The sequence below is a fragment of the Tateyamaria sp. syn59 genome, from assembly GCF_007995245.1.
Classification (GTDB): Bacteria; Pseudomonadota; Alphaproteobacteria; order Rhodobacterales; family Rhodobacteraceae; genus Tateyamaria.
In genome coordinates this window covers 537622-562087 of the sequence record NZ_VCBA01000001.1, presented here as the reverse complement: position 1 = coordinate 562087, position 24466 = coordinate 537622, and the positions used below count along the sequence as shown (strand labels likewise).

At 61.5% G+C, this 24466-nt stretch carries 26 protein-coding genes and 1 other RNA gene; 14 read left to right on the top strand and 13 right to left on the bottom strand.

All coding sequences use genetic code 11. The features are described 5' to 3' along the window. Nucleotides 1-3: 3 nt before the first annotated feature. The 4 genes from FD715_RS02840 to FD715_RS02825 all read right to left on the bottom strand — a co-directional run bounded on the left by FD715_RS02840 (nt 4) and on the right by FD715_RS02825 (nt 5794). Nucleotides 4-1212, bottom strand: a complete 1209-nt coding sequence (locus FD715_RS02840) for a cyclopropane-fatty-acyl-phospholipid synthase family protein (RefSeq protein ID WP_147104841.1) — start codon at nt 1210-1212, stop codon at nt 4-6. Nucleotides 1213-1287: 75 nt separating this feature from the next. Next, nucleotides 1288-2685 (bottom strand): deoxyribodipyrimidine photo-lyase, encoded by a 1398-nt coding sequence (locus FD715_RS02835; RefSeq protein WP_189799398.1) that lies wholly within the window; start codon nt 2683-2685, stop codon nt 1288-1290. Between the two features lie 98 nt (nt 2686-2783). After that, the gene (locus FD715_RS02830) at nt 2784-4010 is read right to left on the bottom strand and encodes an aminotransferase class V-fold PLP-dependent enzyme (RefSeq protein WP_147104836.1); all 1227 of its coding nucleotides are present in this window, start codon (nt 4008-4010) and stop codon (nt 2784-2786) included. Between the two features lie 89 nt (nt 4011-4099). Further along, entirely contained in the window at nt 4100-5794 is a 1695-nt protein-coding gene (locus FD715_RS02825; RefSeq protein WP_147104833.1) for a BCCT family transporter, read from the bottom strand. Between the two features lie 441 nt (nt 5795-6235). Between FD715_RS02825 and FD715_RS02820 the strand changes: the two genes are divergently transcribed. Beyond that, complete coding sequence (locus FD715_RS02820) at nt 6236-8077, top strand: BCCT family transporter (RefSeq protein WP_147104830.1); 1842 nt, start codon at nt 6236-6238, stop codon at nt 8075-8077. 65 nt (nt 8078-8142) lie between these two features. On the opposite strand, the gene FD715_RS02815 is transcribed toward FD715_RS02820, so the two are convergent. The 6 genes from FD715_RS02815 to FD715_RS02790 all read right to left on the bottom strand — a co-directional run bounded on the left by FD715_RS02815 (nt 8143) and on the right by FD715_RS02790 (nt 12779). Beyond that, entirely contained in the window at nt 8143-8559 is a 417-nt protein-coding gene (locus FD715_RS02815) for an HIT family protein (protein ID WP_147104827.1), read from the bottom strand. A gap of 41 nt (nt 8560-8600) precedes the next feature. After that, entirely contained in the window at nt 8601-9587 is a 987-nt protein-coding gene (gene acuI / locus FD715_RS02810; RefSeq protein WP_147105201.1) for an acryloyl-CoA reductase, read from the bottom strand. 85 nt (nt 9588-9672) lie between these two features. Next, the gene (locus FD715_RS02805) at nt 9673-10776 is read right to left on the bottom strand and encodes a dimethylsulfoniopropionate demethylase (RefSeq protein WP_147104824.1); all 1104 of its coding nucleotides are present in this window, start codon (nt 10774-10776) and stop codon (nt 9673-9675) included. Then, nucleotides 10776-11258, bottom strand: coding sequence for a DinB family protein (locus FD715_RS02800; RefSeq protein ID WP_147104821.1), 483 nt, complete (start codon nt 11256-11258; stop codon nt 10776-10778). Before FD715_RS02800 ends, FD715_RS02805 begins: the two co-directional genes overlap by 1 nt. Before the next feature lie 23 nt (nt 11259-11281). After that, entirely contained in the window at nt 11282-11989 is a 708-nt protein-coding gene (locus FD715_RS02795; RefSeq protein ID WP_039687063.1) for a DUF1326 domain-containing protein, read from the bottom strand. A gap of 1 nt (nt 11990) precedes the next feature. Further along, nucleotides 11991-12779 (bottom strand): DUF2182 domain-containing protein, encoded by a 789-nt coding sequence (locus tag FD715_RS02790; RefSeq protein ID WP_147104818.1) that lies wholly within the window; start codon nt 12777-12779, stop codon nt 11991-11993. An 84-nt stretch (nt 12780-12863) separates the two neighbouring features. On the opposite strand from FD715_RS02790, the gene FD715_RS02785 reads away from it, so the two are divergent. The 10 genes from FD715_RS02785 to FD715_RS02740 all read left to right on the top strand — a co-directional run bounded on the left by FD715_RS02785 (nt 12864) and on the right by FD715_RS02740 (nt 20679). Then, nucleotides 12864-13619: a FadR/GntR family transcriptional regulator gene (locus tag FD715_RS02785; RefSeq protein WP_147104816.1), complete on the top strand. Its 756-nt coding sequence runs from the start codon at nt 12864-12866 to the stop codon at nt 13617-13619. 73 nt (nt 13620-13692) lie between these two features. Next, entirely contained in the window at nt 13693-15096 is a 1404-nt protein-coding gene (locus FD715_RS02780; protein WP_147104814.1) for a selenium-binding protein SBP56-related protein, read from the top strand. A 5-nt stretch (nt 15097-15101) separates the two neighbouring features. Continuing rightward, nucleotides 15102-15749 carry a hypothetical protein gene (locus FD715_RS02775; protein ID WP_147105198.1) on the top strand — a complete coding sequence of 216 codons (648 nt, stop codon included), beginning with the start codon at nt 15102-15104 and terminating at the stop codon, nt 15747-15749. 73 nt (nt 15750-15822) lie between these two features. Then, nucleotides 15823-16515, top strand: coding sequence for a 1-acyl-sn-glycerol-3-phosphate acyltransferase (locus tag FD715_RS02770; RefSeq protein ID WP_189799392.1), 693 nt, complete (start codon nt 15823-15825; stop codon nt 16513-16515). A 37-nt stretch (nt 16516-16552) separates the two neighbouring features. Next, nucleotides 16553-16906 carry a DUF4345 family protein gene (locus FD715_RS02765; protein ID WP_147104808.1) on the top strand — a complete coding sequence of 118 codons (354 nt, stop codon included), beginning with the start codon at nt 16553-16555 and terminating at the stop codon, nt 16904-16906. 79 nt (nt 16907-16985) lie between these two features. After that, nucleotides 16986-17337: a transfer-messenger RNA gene (gene ssrA, locus FD715_RS02760) on the top strand. Nucleotides 17338-17448: 111 nt separating this feature from the next. Then, entirely contained in the window at nt 17449-17877 is a 429-nt protein-coding gene (locus FD715_RS02755; protein WP_147104805.1) for an ester cyclase, read from the top strand. A 248-nt stretch (nt 17878-18125) separates the two neighbouring features. Next, entirely contained in the window at nt 18126-18854 is a 729-nt protein-coding gene (locus FD715_RS02750) for a rhodanese-like domain-containing protein (RefSeq protein WP_147104803.1), read from the top strand. Beyond that, the gene (gene chrA, locus FD715_RS02745) at nt 18854-20101 is read left to right on the top strand and encodes a chromate efflux transporter (protein WP_189799391.1); all 1248 of its coding nucleotides are present in this window, start codon (nt 18854-18856) and stop codon (nt 20099-20101) included. Before FD715_RS02750 ends, chrA begins: the two co-directional genes overlap by 1 nt. Nucleotides 20102-20175: 74 nt before the next feature. Further along, entirely contained in the window at nt 20176-20679 is a 504-nt protein-coding gene (locus tag FD715_RS02740) for an SspB family protein (protein WP_147104801.1), read from the top strand. A 4-nt stretch (nt 20680-20683) separates the two neighbouring features. Here the strand turns inward: FD715_RS02740 and FD715_RS02735 are convergent, their stop codons facing one another. Continuing rightward, entirely contained in the window at nt 20684-21256 is a 573-nt protein-coding gene (locus tag FD715_RS02735) for a hypothetical protein (protein WP_223274708.1), read from the bottom strand. A gap of 178 nt (nt 21257-21434) precedes the next feature. Here FD715_RS02735 and fumC point away from each other — a divergent pair, with 178 nt between their 5' ends. From fumC to FD715_RS02720, 3 genes are read left to right on the top strand one after another with little or no spacing between them, the layout of a single operon-like run. Continuing rightward, nucleotides 21435-22826, top strand: coding sequence for a class II fumarate hydratase (fumC, locus tag FD715_RS02730; RefSeq protein WP_147104799.1), 1392 nt, complete (start codon nt 21435-21437; stop codon nt 22824-22826). Continuing rightward, on the top strand, nt 22823-22999 hold the full coding sequence (locus FD715_RS02725; RefSeq protein ID WP_147104797.1) for a DUF4169 family protein: 177 nt from the start codon (nt 22823-22825) through the stop codon (nt 22997-22999). Before fumC ends, FD715_RS02725 begins: the two co-directional genes overlap by 4 nt. Next, entirely contained in the window at nt 22996-23211 is a 216-nt protein-coding gene (locus FD715_RS02720) for a ribbon-helix-helix domain-containing protein (RefSeq protein WP_147104793.1), read from the top strand. The genes FD715_RS02725 and FD715_RS02720 overlap by 4 nt, the downstream gene beginning before the upstream one ends. Here the strand turns inward: FD715_RS02720 and FD715_RS23020 are convergent. After that, a complete protein-coding gene (locus tag FD715_RS23020) occupies nt 23208-23576 on the bottom strand; it encodes a hypothetical protein (RefSeq protein ID WP_189799390.1) in 369 nt (122 codons plus the stop codon). The genes FD715_RS02720 and FD715_RS23020 overlap by 4 nt on opposite strands. Beyond that, complete coding sequence (locus FD715_RS02710; protein WP_147104787.1) at nt 23573-24466, bottom strand: fructose bisphosphate aldolase; 894 nt, start codon at nt 24464-24466, stop codon at nt 23573-23575. Before FD715_RS02710 ends, FD715_RS23020 begins: the two co-directional genes overlap by 4 nt.

The window sequence follows — 24466 nt, the reverse complement described above, 5'->3', positions numbered from 1 at the left end:
TTCTTATCCGGGTCGTTTGATCGTGATCTGGGTCACATCGCAGTTGGCACTTTCAAAGGTGGCCGCGCAAGAGGTCAGGTAAAAATTCCACATCCGCCGAAAACGGTCGTCAAATCCCATCTCGGCAATCTCGTCCCACTTCTGGTTGAAGGTCTCATGCCAGCGGCGCAGCGAGATGTTGTAGCTGGCTCCGAACTCGATGGACCGCTCGACGCCAAGCCCCGCCTTCGTGATCTGCTGTCGCAAGACGGATGGGCTGGGCAACATGCCGCCGGGAAAGATGTATTTCTGGATGAAATCAACGCCGCGTTTATAGACCTTCCATCGGCGGTCCTGCACCGTGATGATCTGTAGCGTCGCGTTCTTGCCCGGCTTAAGCCGTTCCTTGACCGTCTCGAAATAGACCGGCCAGTATTTCTCGCCCACAGCCTCAAACATCTCTATCGAAGCGATGCCATCATAGGTGCCGCGCTCATCGCGATAGTCCTGCAGTTTGAAATCGACGAGATCAGAAAGGCCTGCCTTCTCAATGCGTTCTCGTGCGTACTTGAACTGCTCTTCGCTGATGGTCAGGCCCGTAACCTTCAGTCCCCGTTCCTTGGCCGCGTATTCGGCAAAACCACCCCAGCCGCAGCCGATCTCAAGGATATGATCGCCCGGCTGCGCGCCCATCTGGTCCACCATGCTGGCATATTTCGCAATCTGCGCCGCCTCATGGCTTTCCTGCCCCGTCTCGAAAAGGGCCGAGGAATAGGTCATCGTGTCATCCAGCCATAGACCGTAAAAGTCGTTGCCCAAGTCGTAGTGATAGCTGATGTTCTTGCGCGCCTGCTCACGGTGGTTGCGTTGCAGCCAGAAGCGGAACTTCTCGAACTGCCGGACAAGCCCCATACCGGGAAAGCCGTCATAGATGTCGTCATTGTCCGCATGCACCCAATCCATGAAGGCTTGCAAATCCGGCGTGCTCCACCATTCATCCAGATAAGCGTCGCAGAACCCCAGATCCCCTTCGCGGATCAGGCGGGCAAAGAGGTCATCATTGTGGATATGCACCTCGGCGACCGGACCGGGGTTCGGCCCTTCGGCGCGAAACTGGCGGCCATCCGGCAGTACAAAGTCAACACGTCCGTTGTTCATCCCCTGCGCCATGTCGAAGACACGGGCAAAATAGCGCGGCAAGTTTGACTGGCCGTCCGTCGTTGTCAGGATCATACACGCTCCCCATAGGCGTTTTTGTCAAGTTAGCTAGACACTTTCACTGGCGCAACCGTTCCCACGCGTTTGCCCTCAGAAATTGCGGTTTTCATAAGCACTTAGCGCGCGTTTGCGCCCCTCGTCAGCAGGTACGATCGGGTCAGGATAGCTGTCATCGGGCGACATGGCCCACGACCGCGGGATCGCATCGAAATAGGTCAAGGCCTCGGGCGCCTTGTTGCTGCGCCCCTCTGCGATCCAGCGGCTGACGTAGTCGCGATTCTTGTCGAACTTGTCGAGCTGCGTGACCGGGTTGAATACGCGGAAATAAGGCGTCGCATCCGGCCCCGACCCCGCCGACCACTGCCAGCCCATCGCATTGCTGGCCGGATCCCAGTCGATCAGGCAGTCTTCGAACCACTGCTGCCCGATGCGCCAGTGACACATCAGATGCTTGCACAGATACGACGCCACGATCATGCGCCCGCGGTTGTGCATACGGCCCGTCACATACATTTCGCGCAGGGCGGCATCGACGAAGCGGATGCCCGTGCGCCCCTGCTTCCACGCCTTGACCTCGGCCTTGCGCTCATCCTCGTTCCAGGGAAAGGCGTCCCAATCTTCTTTCCAGTTCTGGTCCACGATGCGCGGCGTGTGGTGCATGAGGTGATACGCAAACTCGCGCCATACCAATTCCTTCAAAAAGGTTTCCGCACCGGCCTTCCCCTCGTTGAGCGCACGCACGCCCGCGTGCCAGCACTGGTGCGGGCTGATCTCTCCGAGGGCCAGGTTTTCCGACAGGTTCGAGGTGCGATCTTCGGCGGGAATATCGCGCCCCTCGTCGTAGCTGCCGACTTTCGAGGACATGAACGCACCCAACCGGGACTGCGCCGCACTTTCACCTAGGCGCACGTATGGGCGTACGACCTCAGCTCCGCGGTTCATTGCGGCCCCTAAAGCCCAATCATCGAGCGCCTCACTGTCCGGCCATGCGTCCGGCGCGGGAATGCTGCCCGGTGTGGACAGCGGCGTATCGACGTCTCGATCCTTCACCGACCGCCAGAAGGGCGTGTAGACCTTGTAGAACCCACCGGTCTTGGTCTCGGCTGTCCACGGCTCGAACATCAGGTGCCCGCCATAGCTGCGCGCGTCGATGTTCTGATCCTTGAGCGTCGATTTGATTTTGCTGTCGCGCTCAACCGCTTGCGGGTCATAGAGCCGCGACCAATAGACGGCCCCTGCCCCCGTGTCTTCGATGAGCTTTTGCAGGACGTCCAGCGCGTCGCCCGAGCGAAAGATCAGCTTGCTGCCCTTTTCGGCAAGCGCCTCGGCCAGATGCGCGACCCCAAGGCCCCAGCGCCACTTCGGTGCTGCGCCCAGGTCATCAACGCTTCGGTCCCGGATCACAACCGGGATGACCGGACGACCGCTGTGGCAGGCGGCTTTCAACGCCGGGTGATCGCTCAGCCGCAGATCACGGCGGAACCACATGATGATCGGTGTGCTGCTCAATGCCCCGCCCCTTTTAGTTACCGAGGCTTACGTAGCGCGCGTCCAGTTGGATCAAGATGTCGCAGGGTGCCCTTGCGTCAAAGCACGGCATCGAGTGCACTGAGCAATTGGTCGATCTCGGCGTCGTTCGTGTAATGCGTGAAACTCAACCGCAGAACGCCTCGGTCCGGATCAACGCCCATGGCCTGCAGAGCGCGTCCGGCATAGAAATCTCCGCCGCCCGCCATAACGCCATGCTTTGCCAAGTCCGCTGCGACAGCAACGGGATCGCGGCCCAAATCCAGCGCAACCGTTGGCGCGCGGGCAATCGCATCCGTTGGGCCAATCACGCGCACATCATTGCGGTTCTTCAGCGCGTCCATCACGCGGGTCAGCGCCTCTATCTCGCGGGTGCGCATCAGGTCGTGCACGATCTGTCCCCGCGGGGACACTTGTGCCTCACCGCTACAAATATGGTGGTCGTAAAGGGCGTCTACATAATCTGCCATGCCCGCACAGGCCGCCACTTGCGCGTGATCGGGGCCGGCTGGCGTGAAGCGCTTGTAGAGTGACCCTGCGTTGAACCAATGGCCCTGGTTCGGCAGCAGCTCTCCCAATGTGCGGCGGATGGTCATGAGGCCCTGATGGGGACCGTAGGTTTTGTAGGCGGAAAACAGATAGATGTCCGGGCCAAGCGTGCCGATATCGGGAAATCCGTGGGGCGCATAGCTGACGCCATCAACGCAGACAAAGGCACCGGCAGCATGGGCGAGTGCCGTGATCTCGGTCACGGGATTGATCTCTCCGACCACGTTTGAGCAATGGGGGAAACAGACCAGCCGCACCCTTTCATCCAGGAGATCCTCAAGCGCCGCGGGGTCCAAATGTCCGGTGCCCGGATCGACCTTCCATTCGCGTACCTCAAACCCGCGTTCTGCCAAGCGCCGCCACGGGCCGGAGTTCGCTTCGTGGTCCTGATTGGTGACAACAATCGCCTCGCCCGGCTGCATCATCCCGGCAAAGGCCTGCGCAAGCACATAAGTGTTCTGCGTTGTGGATGGGCCGAAACTCAACTCGTCCGTATCCACCCCGAGGAGCGCCGCCATGCGCGTGCGCGCCTCGTCCATCTCTTCCCCGCCCAGCCGAGAGGCCTCGTAATCTGCATAGGGCTGCACCTTGCGCTGGGTGTAAAAGCGGAAAAGCCGGTCGATGACCTGCTTGCAGGTATAGCTACCACCTGCATTCTCGAAGAACGCCTGCCCATGCAGGGACGGTTCGGAAAACGCTGGAAACTGGGCGCGGACAAAGTCGAGATCAAGAGACATGGGCGGACCTTTCAACGTCACCCCCAGAGTACGAAAAAGGCCCCGGCACGCAAGCGCCGGGGCCCATGATTCACGCGTGTGACTGCGTACTACTCGGCAGGCGACAGCCCGTTGCCCGTAGCCCCCGGAATTTCCGAGTGAACGGCAGGCACGCCTGCAGCCTCGCGACGACCGTCATTGTAGATCGCCTTGATCAATGCGATGCACATCAGCGCCATCACGATCGAGAACGGAAGCGCCCCGATCACCATGGCGGTCTGAATGGCCCCGGTTCCGCCGGAAATCAGCAGACCCGCCACCACAAGGCCGAGGGCCGAGCCCCAGAACAGGATGTGGGGGCGCGCTTTGGGCCCTTCGTCACCAGCGGCGTTGATCGTGTTCACGATCAGCACGGCGGAGTCGGCGGATGTGACGAGGAACGTCATCAGCAGGACAACGATCACCACGGCCATGGCCCACGCCAGGAATTGCGCGATAGGCGCCAGCATGAACTCGGTCATGGCAAAGATCTTGTCGCCATTGGCCGCGTCCAGAATGACACCGTTCGCTTCCCCGTTCAGTTCAAGGTCGATGGCCGTGCCACCAGCCCAGGAGAACCAGACAAAGCACATCAGCGACGGCACGATCATGGCACCCAGCACGAACTCGCGGATGGTCCGACCGCGCGAGATGCGCGCCAGGAACAGGCCCACGAAGGGTGCGAACGCGATCCACCAGGCCCAGTAGAACACCGGCCACCAGCCCTGCCATTGTGCCAGCAGGAACGCTTCGGACCCTTCGACACCGTCAGAGGCGTAGACGTTGAAGCTGAGCCATGGCAGCGCGATCAGGTAGTCCCAGATGCCCACAAAGAAGGCCGCGGCACCAAAGAACGTCGCCCCGAACAGGATGAAGAAGCCCAGAAGGAAGATCGACAGCACCATGTTGATGTTCGACAGCCACTTGATGCCCTTGCCGACGCCAGACAGCGCCGACAGCGTCGAGGCACCCATGATGACCAAAAGAGCCACAATGATGCCGAGCGTGGTTGCGGAGCCGCCCTCTTCCATCAGGCCGCCGATCCCGATCCGGGTGAGGCCCGCCACGAACTGTTCCACGCCAAAGCCAAGCGTTTGAGCCACCCCGAGGATGGTCGCCACAACGGCCACGATGTCGATCAGGTTGCCGAGGAAGCCAGACAGCTTGGCGCCAAAGAGCGGCGTCAGCGACGACCGGATCGTCAGGGGCAGACCGCGACGGTAGCTGAAGAACGCCAGAGCAAGACCCGCAATTGCGTAGCAGGCCCAAGCGCCCAGACCCCAGTGCAGGAACGACCAGACATAGGCCTCGCGCACGTTGTCTTCTCCCAAGGCCGTCGTGGCGCCCTGAATGACAGAGGGGTTGTTCTTGAAGTGCGCGACCGGCTCGGCCACGGCCCAAGTCAGCATCCCGACACCGATCCCGGCGCCGAACATCATGGAAAACCACGAAAAGTTGGAGAACTCGGGTTTTTCACCGGGCTGGCCAAGGTTCAGGTTCCCGGCAGTTGGCCAGATGGCAAGGCCCAGACACACGATCACGAAGAACGTCACAACCCAGATGTACCAGGCGGCGAAGTTTTCGAGGATGACACTGTTCCAGTCGCCCAGGATCGTGCCAGCCTCGGTCGGCCAGACGATACACCAGACGACGAGCATACTGATGATGATTTTGCTGATCACAGCAACATTGACGCTGAACCCGCGATAAAAACCGCTGTCGGCGGTCTTGATCGGAAGCTCCGTCAAAGGGGGTTGAATAGACATGGCTACCTTCCTGTTGTCATTTTTATGACAACAGCAAAGCACGGCTCCCGTTCTTGGCGAAGGGTAAAATTCGCGTTTCCAGGTCGCAATTGGCGTCAGATCGCCGTTTCTGTGTCGGATATGAAATTCCGCACTTGAATTTCAAAGATTGTGCCCCCAAGCGCACAGTTTTCGTGCCGCTGACGGGCGGTCATTCGGAAATTTTGTCTCAATTTTTCGCGATTCTTCCGCTATTTTGCCAAATGACCGACAAAAAACGTCAAATGCGGGCGGCGCGCTGTCGCAGAATCACCAGTTTTCGCGCGGAACCGTGCCACCCTTGAACGATTGAACGCACTCAGATGCGTTGACCGGAGGCCAGCGTGCAAACCCACGCAACCGACGCCCCGACATGACCGGTCAGACAGACGCCGGATCAAACAAAAACAGGGAGCCAGTCAAATGGCATTGAAAGAACCTTTTACGGATCTTGAGATCAACACTCAGGACTCCGGTTTTTACGAGGGACATAGCCTGCCCATCGCGCTGATATCCAAGGTCACGATGGTGGCGCTGGTGTTGTGGGCAATCCTGTGGCCCGTCACTGCGACCCAGACACTCGACGCCTGGAACTGGGCGACGCTGCAGGACTTCAACACATTCTATATCATTTCGGTGGGCTTTTTTGCATTCTTTCTGTTCGTTCTAGCCGCCCTGCCCATCGGCAAGCGCAAGCTGGGCGGGCCGGACACCGAAACCGAATTCACGACGTTTTCCTGGTTCGCCATGATGTTCGGCGCTGGTCTGGGCGTGGGCCTCATGGTTTTTGCCACCGCTGAACCCGTGGGGCTGTGGGGGTCCAACCCGATCACCGTGGCGCAGGACGCCACGCCCAACAGTGCCGAGGCGGTGCAATCCGCGTTCCGCTACTCGCTGCTGCATTTCGGATTTCACGCCTGGGCGATCTACGTGATCACCGGGCTGAGCCTGGCCTATTATGCTTACACCCGCGACATGCCTTTGACGATCCGGTCGGCGCTGACCCCGCTTCTCGGACGCTTTGCCAACGGGTTTCTAGGGCACATCGTCGATGTGCTGGGCGTCGTGGCCACGATCCTCGGCGTGGCCGTCACCATCGGCTACGGCGTGAGCCAGTTCGTCGATGGCGTCTATAACGTCACGGGGATGGAGTGGTTGATGGGCGATGCTGTCGATGGTGCTGCACCGAAGCCGTCCACCGTCGGGCTGATCGCGGCGCTCAGCATCATCATGGGCATGTCGATCCTGTCGGCTGTGTCCGGTGTCGGGCGCGGGATCAAATACCTGTCGAACCTGAACCTGGTGCTGTCGATGCTGCTCCTGCTGACGTTCATTGTTTTCGGCTCATTCCTCTTTGCGTTGACCACCTATGGCACGGCGCTTGCCGACTACATCTGGAACTTCATCCCGCTCAGCTTCGAGGCCTACAGCCCGCTGTCACAAGAGGCGTTCACGGCGACCCTACCGCCCGAGGCCGAGCCGGTCGCAGGTGCGCTGTATTCCGGCGCGACGAATGCCTGGGGCAGCTATGACGGTTTCGTAGCTGGCCTCGAAGGCGATGCCGCAGCGCTCGATCCGTCCGTTCAGGCGGCAGCCTACGACGCGGGTACGCAAGGCCGTCTGTTCGGCTGGCAGTCGGGCTGGACCACGTTTTACTGGGCCTGGTGGATCGCGTTCTCGCCTTTCGTGGGCCTGTTCCTTGCGCGTATCTCCAAAGGCCGCACGGTGCGCGAGTTCATCTTGGGCTGCGTCGTTGCTCCGTCTCTGGTGTGCTTTGCTTGGCTGACTATTCTGGGCGGCACGGCAGTTAACAACGAGTTGCAAGGCGTGGCTGATGGGGCGATCATCGCGGCATCCAACACCAACAAGCTGTTCGTCTCGCTGGCGATGATCCTACCGGAATGGCTGCTGGGCGCGGTGATCCTGATGTGCGTGGTGCTGATCATGACATTCCTCGTCACATCGGCAGATTCGGGCATCCTGGTAATGAACACGATCATGTCGGGCGGCGCGCAGGAAACCGGTATCCGGCACCGTGTCATCTGGGGCCTGATCCTGACCGGTGTGATCGCCAGCCTGCTGATCGCGGGCGCTATTGATCCGAACAACGCCGACGCCCTCGCCCCGCTTCAGGACGCGATGATCGTGGGCGCCCTGCCCTTCACCTTCATCATGGTGCTGATGGCGGTGTCGCTGGCCAAGGCGCTGTTCAATGACAGCCGCCGCGCCAAGGCGGACGATGTGGTGGGGCAGCCTGCTGAATGATCCCGTAGGGTGTGCGGTCCCCACGCAGCTTTCACGAAAAAAGAGGTGCGCAATGAATGCGCACCCTACAGGGCCGCGCTGATCTTTTCGGCGTGGCCCTTGATCACCTCCATATCGCCCATCGTTCCGGCTGGACGCATGGACACACCCGCATGGCGCGGGTGGATGTGGAAATGCAGGTGAAACACCTCTTGCCCGCCTGCCGTTTCGTTGAACTGCTGCAGCGTGATGCCGTCGGCGTCAAAGGCCGCCTTGGCTGCATTCGCCACCTTCTTGACCGTCGACATCACCGCCGCCAGCTGCGCGTCGCTCGCATCCAGCACATTGCGGCACGGCGTTTTCGGGATCACCAGGCAATGCCCGTCCGTGCGCGGCATGATGTCCATGAAGCACAGTGTGTCATCGTCTTCGTAAACCTTGAAAGACGGGATCTCGCCACGCAGGATCTGAGCGAAAATATTGCTGTCGTCATAGGCGGTCATGCGGGTCTCCGAATGCATTATCGGAGACCCGTGTAGACCGATCAGGCGTTGACGTCCACGACAACGCGGCCTTTGACCTGACCCTTGAGGATGTCTGCACCCAGCTGCGACAGATCCGACAGAGTTGCGGGCTGGACCATCGCCTCAAGCTTGTCCATGGGCAGGTCCTTGGCAATCCGCTGCCAGGCGCGCACCCGGTTGTCATAGGGCTGCATCACACTGTCGATGCCCAGCAGGTTCACACCGCGCAGCAGGAACGGAATGACGGTTGCAGGCAGCCCCGCCCCACCAGCAAGACCCACGGCGGCAACGGACGCACCGTATTCCATCTGACCCAGCACGCGCGCCAGCATCGCGCCACCAACCGCATCGACGCAGCCGCCCCAGGTCTCGGATTCGAGCGGGCGTTTCACTGTCTCGTTGAGCTCTTCGCGTGCAACGATCTGGGTGGCGCCAAGGCTGGTCAGGTATTCTGCCGTTTCGGGCCGCCCGGTGACACCGGCGACTTTATGTCCAAGGTTGGCAAGGATTGCGGTCGCGACCGACCCGACGCCCCCGGCGGCCCCAGTGACAAGGACCGGCCCCGGCTTGATCCCGTGATCTTCCAGCGCCATCACGGCCAGCATCGCGGTGAACCCTGCGGTGCCCACGGCCATTGCTTGACGCGTGTCGAGACCGTCGGGCAGTGGCACCAGCCAATCTGCCTTCACACGCGCCTTCTGCGCATAGCCACCCCAATGCGCTTCACCAACGCGCCAGCCGGTCAGCACGACCTTGTCACCCGGCTTGTAGCGGTCGTCGTCGGACGTCTCGACCGTGCCCGCAAAATCGATCCCCGGCACATGCGGATACTTGCGCACCAAACCGCCACCAGGCCCGATGCACAGCCCGTCCTTGTAGTTCACCGTCGAATACTCGACGGCCACCGTCACCTCGGCCTCCGGCAGGTCATCTAGCGACAGTTCGGTCACCGCAGCGGATGTCTTCCCGCTTTCTTCATCTTTATTGACCACCAGTGCATTGAACATATCGCTCTCCATTTCGGCAGGGATCATCCCCTGCTTCCTCTTGCTAAAAATATCCCGGGGTCCGGGGCAGCGCCCCGGTCCGACGTCACAACCAGAACGCCTCCTGCACCGTCGCCCGGCGCATGCCGTCCAGGGTCTCAACCTCCAACTCAGTGCCCGGATCCCAGTGAGTCATACGCACCATACCGATGGCCACGTTGGTCTTGAAGTCGGGCGACCACGCGGCGGAGGTTACCTGCCCAACGCGCTTGCCACCGGCAAGCAATGGCCAGGGCCGGTCGCAGGACGGCACAGGCTCGCCATGGATGGAGATGGCGCGGATCTGTTGCACCGGCCCTTCCTTCGACACACGCAAGAGCGCGTCGCGCCCGATACAGCCGATGGCCGTCTGCGTGTCGCAAAACCGGCCCAGCCCGCATTCATGAGGTGTGTTGTCGTCGGTCATGTCGTTGCCATAGGACAAAAGCCCCGCCTCGATCCGCTCGATCCCGTTGGGACAACCGGCGCGCACCTGCAGGTCATCACCCGCATCAAAAAGTGCATCCCACAGCGGCATGCCGATCGCGCTGTCCGGCACATAGATCTCGAACCCGCCCTGCTTGGAGTATCCCGACCGCGCGATGGCGAGGTCGTGCCCCTCGAACTGGAACATGTCGAAGCGGAAGAACCGGATGTCCCGGACGCGTTCACCAAAGACACGCTCGACCAGATCGTCCGCCTTTGGCCCCTGAATGGCCAACGGCGACACGTCGGGTTCGTCGACCAGCACGTCCAGCCGATAGCCGTTCGCAATGCCCTTGACCCACAACAGCAAATCGCTGTCGGCAATCGAGATCCACCAGCGGTCCTCGCTCAGCTTCACGGCGACAGGATCGTTCAGCATCCCGCCCGTCTCATCAACGATGGGCACGTAATAGCACTGGCCCGGCAGCATCCGGCGCAGGTCCCGCGGGGTGAGCATCTGCATCAGGCGGCCCGCGTCGGGCCCCCGCAACTCGACCTGGCGTTCGACGGACACGTCCCAGACCTGCACATGGTCCTTGAGATGGCGGTAGTCCGCCTCGACACTTTCAAAGACCGTGGGCAACAGCATCCGGTTGTACACGGTATAGGCTTTGACGCCTGCCGCCTCGACCCCGTCCGAAAACGGCGTGCGGCGCAGGCGGCGCGATGGGGAGATAACGGCCATCACTCGTCCTTTGGCATGAATACGATATCAGTGACGGGCGCAGGCAGACCGGCAGCCGTCATCATGGCGTGAACCTGACCCCTGTGGTGGGTCTGGTGGTTGAACATATGGACCACACAGGTCTCAAGCGGTTCGCTGAGGTCGCGCTTGGTCATGCCGGAATACCACGTCAGTTGACCTTTCAGCGCCACGGTATCGAGGCTGTCGGCCCAAAGTCGGATCGCCCCGTCCATGCGGAAGCGTTCGGCACTCCAGACCGCGAAGGTGGGCGTGAATTCCCTATGTTGGTCGGACGGGATCAAGGGGGGCGAAATGTCCGAGTTGAACCGGCTCATCCACATCGTGTCGCCCCACAGGATGTGGTTCAAGGTCTCCATGATTGAGCCAAAGAATGCGCCACGGTCCTTGCGTAGCTCGTCGTCTGGCACGCCGGTCAGAATCTCCGTCAACTGGCGGTTCTGCCAGGCGTTGTAACGGGCCATTGTGCGTGCATAACCCGCCTCGATCACGGCTTGGGGCCTTTCCAGTCGATGGGGCAGATCTCGGCCGATTTGCCGCCAAAATCCCAGATGCGGCCATAGTCGCGCACCTTGGATTTCACGCCGCGCGCCGCGATGATGTCCGGACCCATCCAGTATTTGGAGTTCGAGATCATCACCGGGTGATCGGGTGACTTGCCGTCGATCATCTCGATCTCGCCCTGGATCTTGCGCCCGATGTATAGTCCGCGCTTCTTGCCCTCGCGCACGATCTCGACCTTTTCCCGCTCGGCCCCGACGATGTCGCTCACCAGCATCGTGAAGAGACCTGTTGTGCCCCCGGCAGCGCCCGAGAAGATTTGCAGCAGTCCGTTGTAAGCCTTGCCTGATGCCCGCTCGTCCACGTAGGCCGCAACGCGCCAGCCGCCCTCGCCCATACGGCCCGGAATGTCGACCATCAGGCCCACGTTCAGGCCCGACAGGTCCTCGCCCTCGTAGTGCCCCTCGTCGATGGCGATGGCCATCCAGGCGTGGCAGTGCCCTTCGGTGGGCGGGTGTGCGCCCAGCGAGACGACGCAGGGGCAGAACACCTCGCACGAGCAGTTGAGGAACAGCTCGCCCTTGATGGCCCATTCGGTGGGCGACATCTGGCGGCGACCGGGGTTCGGCATGCGGCTGTCGATGCGCTGGCTGACCGGCAGCTTGTCGGCGTCGGGGCGTTTCTTTACGGCCATTCTATCCTCCGTTCACAAAGGGCCAGGCCAGCACGGCCAGCCCTGCAAGGGTCAGCAGGACCCCCATGGGTTTGGTGACAACATGCCCGATCTGCGGCAGCTTTTCGATCACCATGAAAAGCGTGGCGAGGCCCATCCAGAGCAGGCTCATTACGCCGCCGACAAATCCAAGCGCCATGAAGCCCCAGCAGCAGCCCACGCAAAACGCGCCGAGGCCGAGCCCCATCCGCAGCCCACCGGCAAAGCCGGTGCGCCAGTGTCCAAGAAAATACGTCATCGGGCTATGGCAGACGCCATGGCAGATTTCCTTCGCTCGGGTGAATTGAAACAAACCAACGGCGATGAGAAGCGCGCCTGCAAATGTGGTGGTCTTGGATATGCCGAGCATGTCGATCACACCGCCAAAGAGCAGCGCAAGCTGTACGCCTGTGATCAGGGCCGCAAAGGCGACCCAGACGATCGAGTAGCCCGCCAGCACGCCCAACCATCCGGCCCGCGTGCCGTTGGCACTGACCATCAGGTCTTCATAGCTGCGCAAGGTGGGCACCAGCGTCGGCAACATCATCGCCGCCATCATGATCGCCCACATCGCGAAAAGCGGTCCGAAATTCGCCATCGGCATGTACATCGGCATGCGCGGGTCCATGGCGGCCATGCGCGCGCCCATTTCGCCCGGCCGCCCGATCAGGTCCACATCCATGTCGACCGACATGGCATACATGACCCACCACGCCACCAGTATGGCCCCAAAGAACCCCAGCCAGAGTGTTGATCTGACGAGATGCGGCATGTGTCCTCCCCGACGCACACGACTCAACGCTTGCCAGATTAAATGTCAGACAATAAAATGTATGACAAATGAAAAAGTGCGCGCATGAGAATTGATCCCGACAGCACGGTTGACCTGTCGGCCCAGATTGCCAAGGCAATCCGGGATGCGATCATCGCGGGTGATCTGATTGTCGATCAGCGGTTGCCATCTGAATCCGAACTTGCCGACCATTTTGATGTCTCCCGCCCGACGGTCCGCGAGGCGCTCAAGCGACTCGCAGCGCAATCGCTGATCCGCACGCAACGCGGCGCATCGGGCGGTGCTTTCGTCAACCGGTTGCGGTTTGAAGATGCCTATGCCCAGCAGGTGACGACATCGACCCTGCTTTTATCTATGAACGCGGTCAGCTTCGACGTCGCCTGCGAAGCACGCTACGCGCTCGAACGGGCCTGCGCGCCTTTGTCAGCAGAACGGCGCACACCCGATCAACTCGCCACCATGCGGGCTGAAATCCACCGCCAGGGTCAACCGGGTCTCACCGATGAAGCCTTCTGCGCCTCCGATGTCACCTTTCACCGCGCGCTTGTCGATGGTGCGGGCAACAAGGTGCTCAGCTACCAGCTTGCAGGCGCGGTCGAGGCCATGCAGCCCCTCATGAACATGATCACCTTCACCGCCCGCTCGCGGGAAGAGATCGTGGCACTACACACGGACATCGCGAACGCGGTTGAAGCGCAGGATGCGCCGAAACTCGACGCGGCACTCATCAAACTAGAAGCCTACACGCGGCTCTTGGCGCACTCTGTCGTCAAGTCCCATGAAAACCGGGCCGCAGAAAAGGAGCACAAGACCGCCTGATCCCTCCCCGAAAAAGTCGCAAAGGCAGCCGAGGGGCCGGGCACCGACAGACATATGCTTCAGGGAGGAAGCCATGAATTTAAGACCTGACCCCACATTTTACCCCTCGCCCAATGACGCGATCCACGCGCCGGTGGAAAAGCTGGCCTTTACGCTGATGCTCAGCCCGGATGGCACGAAACCCGACGGTCTGGCCGTTGTGGACGTGGACCCGGAAAGCAAGACCTACAGCCAGATCGTCCATGAACTCTATGTGCCGAACCTCGGCGACGAATTTCACCATTTCGGCTGGAACGCCTGCTCTTCGGCCCTGTCGCCGCTCACCGGCCACGCCTTCCTGGAACGTCGCTACCTCATCATTCCCGGCATCCGGTCCTCGCGCATCTACATCATTGATGTGAAAGAGCCGCTGAACGCCAAGATTCACAAGATCATCGAACCCGAAGAGTTGATGGCCAAGACGGGTTACTCCCGCCCCCACACAATCCATTGCGGCCCCGAAGGCATCTATGTCTCGACCCTGGGTGGCGGTGGCGAGGATGGCACCGACGGCCCGCCCGGCATCTTCATCATGGACTGCGAGAGCTTCGATATCCTTGGCCGTTACGAGATGGACCGGGGCATTCAGGACAAGCACTACGATTTCTGGTGGAACCTGCCGCGTGACTACATGGTGAGTTCCGAGTGGGGCCTGCCGCCGCAGTTTGAAAACGGCGTGGTGCCTGAGGATTTACTGTCGAACAAATACGGCCACACGATCCATTTCTGGGATCTGCGTGGACGCAAGGTGACGAAGTCGATTGATCTTGGCGCGCATCACCAGATGGCGCTGGAGATCCGGCCCGCCCACGATCCGGTCAAGGAATACGGCTTCTGCGGTGTGGTGGTTGACACCACCAACCTGCAGGGCGCGATCTTCACCTGGTGGCGCGACGAAGATGGCGAGTGGCAGGCCAAGAAGACGATCACCATTGACCCCGTGCCCGCGGATGCCGACGATCTGCCCGAGTTGCTCAAAGGCTTCGGCGCCGTGCCGCCGCTGGTGACCGACATCGACCTCAGCCTCGATGACAAGTACCTCTACGTCGCGTGCTGGGGACTGGGCGAGATGCACCAATATGACGTATCCGACCCGATGAACCCGGTGCTCGCCGGCAAGGTCGAGATCGGCGGCATCGTTGCCAACCACAAGCACCCCAATGGCAAGGCGTTCGGCTACGGCCCGCAGATGGTCGAGGTCAGCCGCGACGGCAAGCGGGTCTACTGGACCAACTCGCTCTATTCCACCTGGGACGACCAGTTCTACCCCGGTGACCGGGGGGCGGCGATGGTCATGGCGCGCGTGGGCGAGGATGGCGGCTTTGCCCTCGATCCCGACTTCTGGATCGACTTCCCCGGAGGCTACCGCAGCCACCAGATCCGGCTTGAGGGGGGCGACTGTTCCACCGACAGCTTCTGCTACCCGTCGGTGGGCTGATGGACATGACAACCGCGGCGGGCCTCTGGCTCGCCGTGATCCTCTCCGGCCTCTACCACGGTCTGAACCCCGGCATGGGCTGGCCCCTCGCCGTCTCCTCGGCCCTGTTCGAGCGTCGTCGCAGCGCGCTTTGGCCCGCGCTTGGGGCGCTATCTTTGGGCCATTTTGCAGCGATGCTCGGCATCCTGCTCCCCTTTTCTATGATGACCCTGCTCATCGACTTCGAAAGCCAGATCCGCATCGGCGCAGGCATTCTGGTCATCGGCATGGGCCTTTACCTCGCCATCACCCGCAAACACCCTCGCTTCCTCGCCCGCATCCCGCCGCACAAGCTGACGCTCTGGTCGTTCCTAGTGGCCCTCGCACACGGTGCAGCCCTGATGCTGGTGCCTATATATCTCGGCCTCTGCGCCATCGAAGAACTCGACGCAGGCCACCGCGCTGCCTCGGCGCTCATGGCGACAACCGCCCTCGCTCTCGCCGTTGCCGTCCTGCACACCGCCGCGATGATGGGATCAGGGGGCGCCGTCGCCTATGCCGTCCACCGCTGGCTCGGCCTTAATTTCCTCAAGCGTGGCTGGTTCGATCTGGAACTCGTCTGGGCGCTCAGCCTCATCCTTGTCGGCGGCATCGGCCTCTGGACTGCATTCTGAAAAACCGATTGACCAAACGTCACCGGATCGCGAATTCTGGTACGAGTGCGACGACGTTCAGGTGCCCCAAGACATGGTTCGGTTCATTGACAACACGCTGGGCAAATGGCTGCGGCACTTCTTTTTCGCCATCGTGCGCACCTATTTTTCGCTCTTCTACAATGTCAGTTGCGCAGGCAAACACCTGCTGCAGGATTCAAACGGAACACTGATCCTCGCCACCCATGTCAGCCGCTTCGACGGGCCACTGATCGCGGCCATCCTTTACACGACCCAGCGCATCCGACCGGTGGTGCACTACCGCGAATACCACAACTGGATGCAGTGGTTTCCGATGTTCGTGGCCCGCGCCATCCATGTCAGTTCCCCCAAATCATGGCCCGCCGAAAAGCGTCAGGCGCAAAAAGAGCGCAGCATGGCGCGCATCCTGGCGGCACTCGACCGCGGCGAAAGCGTGCTGCTCTTTCCAGCCGGACACACGCGGCAGGTCGGCCCTGAAATCATCGCCCCACACCTCTCAGGCGCGCGCGACATCCTGCAGAAGCGGCCCGACCGACCTGTCCTGCTGCTCCGCATCGACGGGCTCGGCCGCTTTCAACCCGCCCGCTACGACTATTTCTGGACCTTCATCGGGCGCAGCAAAGGCCGGCGTCATATCTCCGTCGACATAAAGACGGTGGATGACCTCGATCCGCAGATGGAGCTGTCCGAGTTCAACCGGGATCTGGAAGAGCGATTGAACCGCCCCCTCCGCGACCACTTCTGACCTTGCCGCGCCGCGCCACCGGCGCTAACTGCCGCGCATGATTGACATCCTGAACATCTTCACCGCCCTGCTGACCATCGCATTCGGGCTTTTCGGCTTTCTGGCCCCGCGCTACACGGCCTCTGCCCTCGACCTGGCACCCACAGACAGCACAATGGGACTGAGCGAGATGCGCGCTTCCGTCGGTGGGCTCTTTGTCGTGGCGGGCATCGCTGCGATTTGGATAGATGCGCCATTGGCCTACGCGATGATCGGTTTCGCCTTTGTGGGTGCCGCTGCGGGTCGGGTCATTTCTCTGATATTGGACAAACCACCATTGAAAAAAGTGCTTCTATTTGGCGGAATAGAAGCGGCGCTCGCCGCATGGTTCATAGCTGCAAATCCTTTCTAATCAATACACTACACGGCGAAGCTTATGCACTGAGGCAGCATATTCCCTGTTTCAAGAAAATCCCCGCCGGAGGCTCCCGCAGATTGCAAAAAGCGCGCGGCTGACATATTTACATGGTGTCCTTCGGGACTATGGACATAAACGCGCTCGTAATAAGCGGATCGGACCCGGGGGCGGTACCCGGCGGCTCCACCAAACATTCTGTCGTTTGCGGGATCATGGGGCCGAAACAGGATCGACGGACGTCTAAAGGGGTTTGCTTTGTCTCGGCTGTCTGCCACCGTTACCGGCGAAAACAGTACAATTGCAAACGACAATCGTGCTCCGGTTGCAATGGCTGCGTAAGCAGTCCTTGTCGAACCGACTTTAAGCCCTTGCGCCTAGCCGCGTAAGGCGGGGTTCGCAGGCACCTGGCAACAGAAGCCTGCACTTTCACCCTAACGACATCCGTCCCAAAGCGCGACTTTTTTCCACAGCTTCAACGCTTGTTAACCCGCGCCCGCTACCAGTTGGCTCGACACAGGCTACTCGGGACGAATTGCATGCCGCACAAAGTCAAAACCCTGCAAGGATGGTACGACGAAGTGTGGACCAATGGGGATCTCGATGCGATCCCGAAATTTCTCGCCCCCAATGCCCGCTCGCGCGGCATCATGGGCGACATGCCCTTCTCGATCGAGGATTTGACCGAACTTGTGACCATGGTGCGCGAGTTGCTGGGCGACATCGAAATCACGCTGCCCATCACGATGGAGCAGGGTGACTGGCTGTCTGCCCTGGTCGAGATCAAGAGCCATTCGGCCGACACCGGTGATCCGGTCCATGTCTTCGGTCAGGTCATCGCCCGGTTCGAAGGCGAGCAGATCGCCGAGGTTTATACCGGCACTGATTCCCTGACCATGTTCGAACAATTGGGCCTGCTTCCCGAAAACGCCATGGCCGTCATGCTCAGCGGAAACCGCCTGCGCTGAGCCTGCATTTCCGCAGCCTATCGTGTTCACCGGGCGCGCAGCGATCGCGCTGCGCCGGCCCGTATTTTCCCGATGTGCCAAGAATTGAAAGAACCTCTCACAGCCAAGCGCCACCAATCGAAAAGGTTGACGAGAGCCTCATATCCCCGCTACCTCACACCGCGGGGCTGACGCGACTGCCCCATCAGGCTTGATCACACCGCTGGCCCAAATGTCGCATCCTTTTGTTGTGCTCAAAGGATGCCATCATGGACCACGCTCGCCTTTCCATCTCCGCCGATGACCTGTTGCCACTCTTGGGAACCCACAAACTGCCGCGGCTCATCGACGTCTGTCTGCCCGAGGACATCGCCGCCAACCCGCATCGCCTCCCCACGTCCCAGCATGTGCCGCACACAGAGATCTCCGAAAGAGCGCGCGCCTGGAACACGGACCGCCCGATTGTGACCATTTGCCAAAAGGGGCTCAAGCTGTCGCACGGGGCTGCGGCCCATCTGCGGGCCATGGGATTTGACGCCAGCGCGCTGACCGGTGGCAATCAAGCCTGGCGCGCGGCGGACCGGCCCATGCTTGCGCTGGACCAGGCGCCCCCATGGGGTACGGTCTGGGTCTGTCCCGCGCCTCGTGACCGGCGCGCCGCACTTTGCGCGTGGGTGATCCGCCGCTGGTATGACGCGGATGCGCGCATTCTATGGGTGCCTGCAGACCATGTGTACGACGTGGCCGAACGCTTCGGCGCGCACGCGGTGCCGGACACAGCGCCGCTGGCCGAGTTGTTGTCCCAACGCGGGCTGGCCTGCAGCAGCCTCCTCACACATGTCGCCGCGCTGGAGCGCGCAACCGCACAGGGAGGCGACTGGCTCGACATGTTGTCCAATCTTCATGAAACTGGTGAAGGGTTGGCGGATGCCGCCCTGCCTGTTCTCGACGCAGCCTGGGCCGCGCACCGCCACACCCAACGGCAGGAGGCCGCGTGATGGTTCAGAACTGGTCCCGGATGACCCGTGTCTTTGGCCGCATCGGCCTGTTGTCCTTTGGCGGTCCGGCCGCGCAAATCGCGCTCATGCACGACGCGCTTGTCAGCCGCGAGAAGTGGCTGACAGAAGAGCAATACCTGCGCGCCCTGTCGCTCTGCATGCTCTTGCCGGGGCCAGAGGCGATGCAACTGGCCACCTATGCAGGCTGGCGACTGCGCGGTGTGGCGGGCGGTCTGCTCGCGGGCCTCCTGTTCGTGATGCCTGGGGCGCTCGTGATCCTCGCGCTGGCGCTGGCCTATGTGCAGTTCGGGGACGTGCCGCTGGTGCAGGCGGCCTTTTTGGGGGTCAAGGCCGCCGTGATTGTCGTGGTCCTGCAAGCGCTTTTGCGGCTGGGTCAGAAGGCACTGACGGGCCCCACGGCCTGGGCGCTCGCAGGTGCGGCATTCGTTGCCCTGTTCGTGGTGGGCCTGCCCTTTCCGCTGGTGGTCCTCGCTGCGGGTCTGTTTGGTGCATGGCGCAGCTCGGACAGCGCAGCGCCCGCGCCACCGGCACCCCGGACACGCATCCTTCCCACCTTGCTGACGCTAGCAGCGCTATGGGCAGCCCCCCTCGCCTTCCTCTGGATGACGGCGCAGGCGTTCCTGCTCGACATTGGTCTCTTCTTTTCCAAGCTGGCCGTCGTCACATTCGGCGGCGCCTACGCGGTGCTGGCCTACATGACACAAGAGGTGGTGCAGGATCACGGCTGGATCACCACCGGCCAGATGATCGACGCGCTGGGCCTGGCCGAGACGACGCCCGGCCCCCTGATCCTGGTCACCGAGTTCGTGGCGCTGCTGGCGGGCTACGCGCAAGGCGGCGTCGCATTGGCCCTCGCGGCGGGCGCGGTGACGCTCTGGGTGACGTTTGTGCCGTGTTTTCTGTGGATCTTCGCCGCCGGTCCCTATCTCGACCACATTTCCGCGCGGCCCCGCCTGTCGGCTGCCTTGTCGGCAATCACGGCTGCGGTGGTCGGTGTCATCCTGAACCTGTCAGTGTGGTTCGCCCTCCACGTGATCTTTGGAACCGTCCAGAGCGGCACCGTCCTCGCCCTGCCGCTGCCCGACATATCAACGCTGAATGGCTGGGCTGTCGTGCTCACAGTCGTGGCGGCTTATCTCATGTTGCGCCTCAAACTTGGGCTGCTCACTGTTTTGGCGGTCATGGCCGCCGCGGGCTGCGCACTGTCGCTTGCGGGGGCGGTTTAACACGAACAGCGCCGCGGCCCCTTCCCTCTACGCCAAATTGGGATATGGTTGACCCAAGTACCACGGGGGACAACATGAGCCGCAGCATTGATTACGGCAACCTGATGCACGAGGCCATGCGGGGGCTCATCCGCAAGGTCCTCACGGATGTGTCTCAAAATGGTCTGCCCGGCGCGCACCACTTTTTCATCACCTTCGACACCAGCCACCCCGATGCCGAACTCGCCGATTGGCTCAGCGACCGCTATCCGGGCGAGATGACGGTGGTGATGCAGCACTGGTACGACAACCTGGATGTCGGCAGCGAAGGGTTTGCCGTCACCCTCAACTTCGGCGACGCGCCCGAACCGCTCTATATCCCCTACGACGCGATCAAGACATTCGTCGATCCGTCCGTGGAATTCGGCCTGCGGTTCGAAACCCAAGGGGACGAAGACGACGACACCGTCCCGGCCACCCCGCCCGAAATCCTGCCCAGCCGCGCACCCGCCGCGCCCAAATCGGCGGACAAGGCCACGAACGACGCCAAAGAAGGCAAAGACGCCGACATCGTGTCACTCGACAGTTTCCGCAAGTGATACCTTAGCCGCTGCGCTCCAGGAACGTGTCGACGGCCCGCAGAATGCGTCCATCCCGGATCGTCTGAAACCGCAAATCAAGACCGCCCTCGGTCACAGTCCGGTCGTATTGCTGCAGGTTGTAGCCCCCGTCGACATCCACAAACAACGAGAACACGGACAGCGTGCTCCCGTCGATCCGCGCCCAAACGTAAGGCTCGCCCTTCATCGGATCGAGCTGCACCTCATGGCCAAACACGTTTTTCCGCTGGGCCGCGGCATAGACCTGTCCACGCCCGCTGGGCACGAAGTCCACGGTATAGGACTTTTCCGACACCTTGCCCGACGCGCGGTAGGTCACCGACGTCCACGTGACCGTAAAGCCGTCCGGGGTTTCACCAATCTCGACGCTCATGTCGCGTGGCACGCTCGTGCCATCGACCTGCACCACCTCCGCGCTTCCAGAGTAGGCGCCGACAAATTGGGCAATGTCGGCCCGCGCAACATCGGCCAAGGCCAGCATGGCAAGGCCAAGGGCCATCATCCCGGTCAGTAGATTCTGAGGCGACATGCGTGCGACGCGTGCTGTGGCGATCATGGTAAGGCCCTCTTTCCTCCGGCACCTCCCAATATAGGGGCCCAGGTACGCGGATGCACCCTAGGTAATGCGGCGTGTGATCACATGGCAAGGACATGCGCGCCGCGCGCTTGTCTGGCGGGCGCGCGCCCGGTACATGCAAGAGCCAAGACGACACTGCGCAACAAGGAGCCGCCCGATGGCCGACACCCGCACCGAATCCGACAGCTTTGGCCCGCTGGAGGTCCCCGCCGACAAGTATTGGGGCGCGCAGACGCAACGCTCGATCATGAATTTCCCGATTGGTTGGGAAAAGCAGCCCGTGGCTGTGGTGCGCGCGCTGGGCGTGATCAAGCAAGCCTGCGCGATGCAGAACAAGGCGCAAGGCACGCTGGATGCGAAGCTGGCAGATGCAATCATCGAGGCCGCCAGCGAAGTGGTCGCCGGCAAGCTCGACGACAACTTCCCGCTTGTCGTGTGGCAGACCGGCTCCGGCACGCAATCGAACATGAACGCCAACGAGGTGATCGCCAACCGCGCCATCGAAATCCTTGGCGGTGTGATCGGATCCAAGGATCCGGTCCACCCCAACGATCACTGCAATATGGGCCAATCCTCGAACGACACGTTCCCGACGGCGATGCATATCTCGACCGCGATGACCGCGCGCGACGTGCTGCTGCCGGGCCTCGAAAAGCTGCATGCGGGGCTTGAGGCGAAGGTCGCCCAGTTCGACGGCATCATCAAGATCGGGCGCACCCATACGCAGGACGCAACGCCCCTGACGCTGTCACAGGAATTCTCGGGCTACAGCCACCAGGTCGCTATGGGCATTCAGCGGGTCAAGGACGCGCTGGGCCGCATCTATGAACTGGCCCAGGGCGGCACCGCTGTGGGCACGGGCCTGAACACCAAGGTCGGCTGGGCCGAAGCCGTCGCGGGCCACATGGCCGACATCACAGGTCTGCCCTTCGTCACCGCCCCTAACAAGTTCGAGGCTCTCGCCGCGCACGACGCCATGGTCGAGATGTCGGGCGCGCTCAAAACAGTCGCCGCGTCGCTCTTTAAGATCGCCAACGACATCCGCCTGCTTGGCTCCGGCCCCCGCTGCGGTCTGGGCGAGCTGGTGCTGCCAGAAAACGAACCCGGCTCGTCCATCATGCCGGGTAAAGTGAACCCGACGCAATGCGAGGCGCTCACGCAGGTCTGCGCCCACGTGATGGGCAACGATGCCGCCGTGGGCTTTGCCGGATCGCAGGGGCATTTCGAACTCAACGTCTACAAACCGATGATGGCCTATAACGTGTTGCAGAGCATGCAGCTTCTGGGGGACGCATCCGTGGCCTTCACCGACAACCTGATCGACGGGCTGCAAGCGGATGAGGTCCGCATCGACAAGCTGATGCGCGAATCGCTGATGCTGGTCACCGCCCTTGCGCCCGAGATCGGCTATGACAACGCCACCACGGTCGCCAAGACGGCGCATAAGAACGGCACCACGCTGATCGAGGAAGCGGTCAAACTGGGCTTTGTGACCGAAGAGCGATTTGCCGAAGTGGTGCGCCCTGAGAACATGATCGGGCCCAAGTGAGCACACCCGTCAACCTTAACAAGGCCCGCAAGGCCCGTGCGCGCGCTGAAAAGAAAGCGCGCGCAGATGCCAACGCGGTGACGTTCGGGTTGACCAAGGCCGAAAAAGAGCGCGTCAAAAAAGACAATGAACGCGCCAAGCGGGATCTGGACGGCAAGAGCAAATTGCCGTGAGCACACGGCCGCAAAAGCACTCGCTCACGCTCAAGGGACACCGCACCAGCGTGTCGCTTGAACCTGAGTTTTGGGATGCATTCCGCGCCATTGCAGCGAAAGAAGGTCGCCCAATCAATGATTTGGCCGCTGAAATTGATGTAGAGCGTGGGGATGTCGGGCTGGCGTCAGCCATTCGGGTCTTTGTTCTGCAGCACTTCACGGAACGTTAACCGAGATCGGTGCAGGCTTGGCCCATGACACAACATGCGCTGTCCAGACCGCTCGATCCCGAAACATATATGCGAGACCTTTTCCGGTCGAAGGCGGTGCGCGACGGCGCAGTCATCCGCCGCAAATCTCGCGATATTGATCGCTTGATCGGCCGCGACCGTTTCTTGGCAGAACTCAACAGACGCGGATTTCGGGCCGTTGAAAATGCGGGGCAGATCATCGTTTTTTGCAACGCCGAACCGGTCCGTGTCCTGACATAACCGGAAAGCGTCGCGCTTTCCGAGGGTTTTCCGACGCGGAAAACCGGCACTTCACTGGAAATCGCGCCGATTTCCACCCGGTTTTCGCGCCGAAAACCGATCAAGCCACCGAAGCGCGGTAAATCTGGTCGATATTCCCACCCAGCGCCGCGTGAAAGCCGTCATCGCTCATATCGCGCTGCAGCCCTTCGGTCAGCGCCCGACTAAAGCTCGCAATCATCTTGTGGTTCTGCGCCAGACGCGCGCTGGCATCATCCGTGGAATAGCCGCCCGACAGCGCGACGACGCGCTGCACGCGCGGGTGATCGGCCAAGGCATCGTATATGCCAGGCTGCTCGGGCAGCGTCAGCTTCAGCATAATGTCCTGCCCCTCACCCAACGCCTCGGTCTGCGCCATCAGTGCCTCCGACAGCATCGCCTCGGCCTCGGCCTTGGTCTCGGAATGAATGTTCACCTCCGGCTCGATGATCGGCACCATGCCTGCCGCAATCACTTCGTGCGCCACCTCGAACTGGTTGTCGACAATGGCCTTGATCCCGTCCGCATTGGCGCTGTGGATCACCGACCGCTCCTTGGTCCCGTAAATGCCCATCGGCTTGGCCGCCGCCAGCATCTCGGCCAATCCCGGAATGGGCTTCAAGAGTTGCACACCGTCGGCCTCGTCCTGCAACCCCTTGTCGATCTTCAGAAACGGCACCACACCGCGCTTTTCCCACAGATAGGACGGCACCGGTTGTCCCTCGATCTGCTCATGCAGCGTCTTTTCGAAGAGGATCGCGCCGATCACCTTCTGGCTGGTGAAATCCGGGCTTAGGATGATCCGCGCGCGCATCTTCTGGATCTCGGCGAACATCTCCTCCTCGGACCCGTAAGCTGAGGCGTCCACACCATACAACGCCAGCGCCTTGGGCGTGGACCCGCCCGACTGGTCCAAAGCGGCGATGAATCCGCTCCCGTTTTCCATCTGATCCCGCATCTTGGCAAAGTCGGTCAT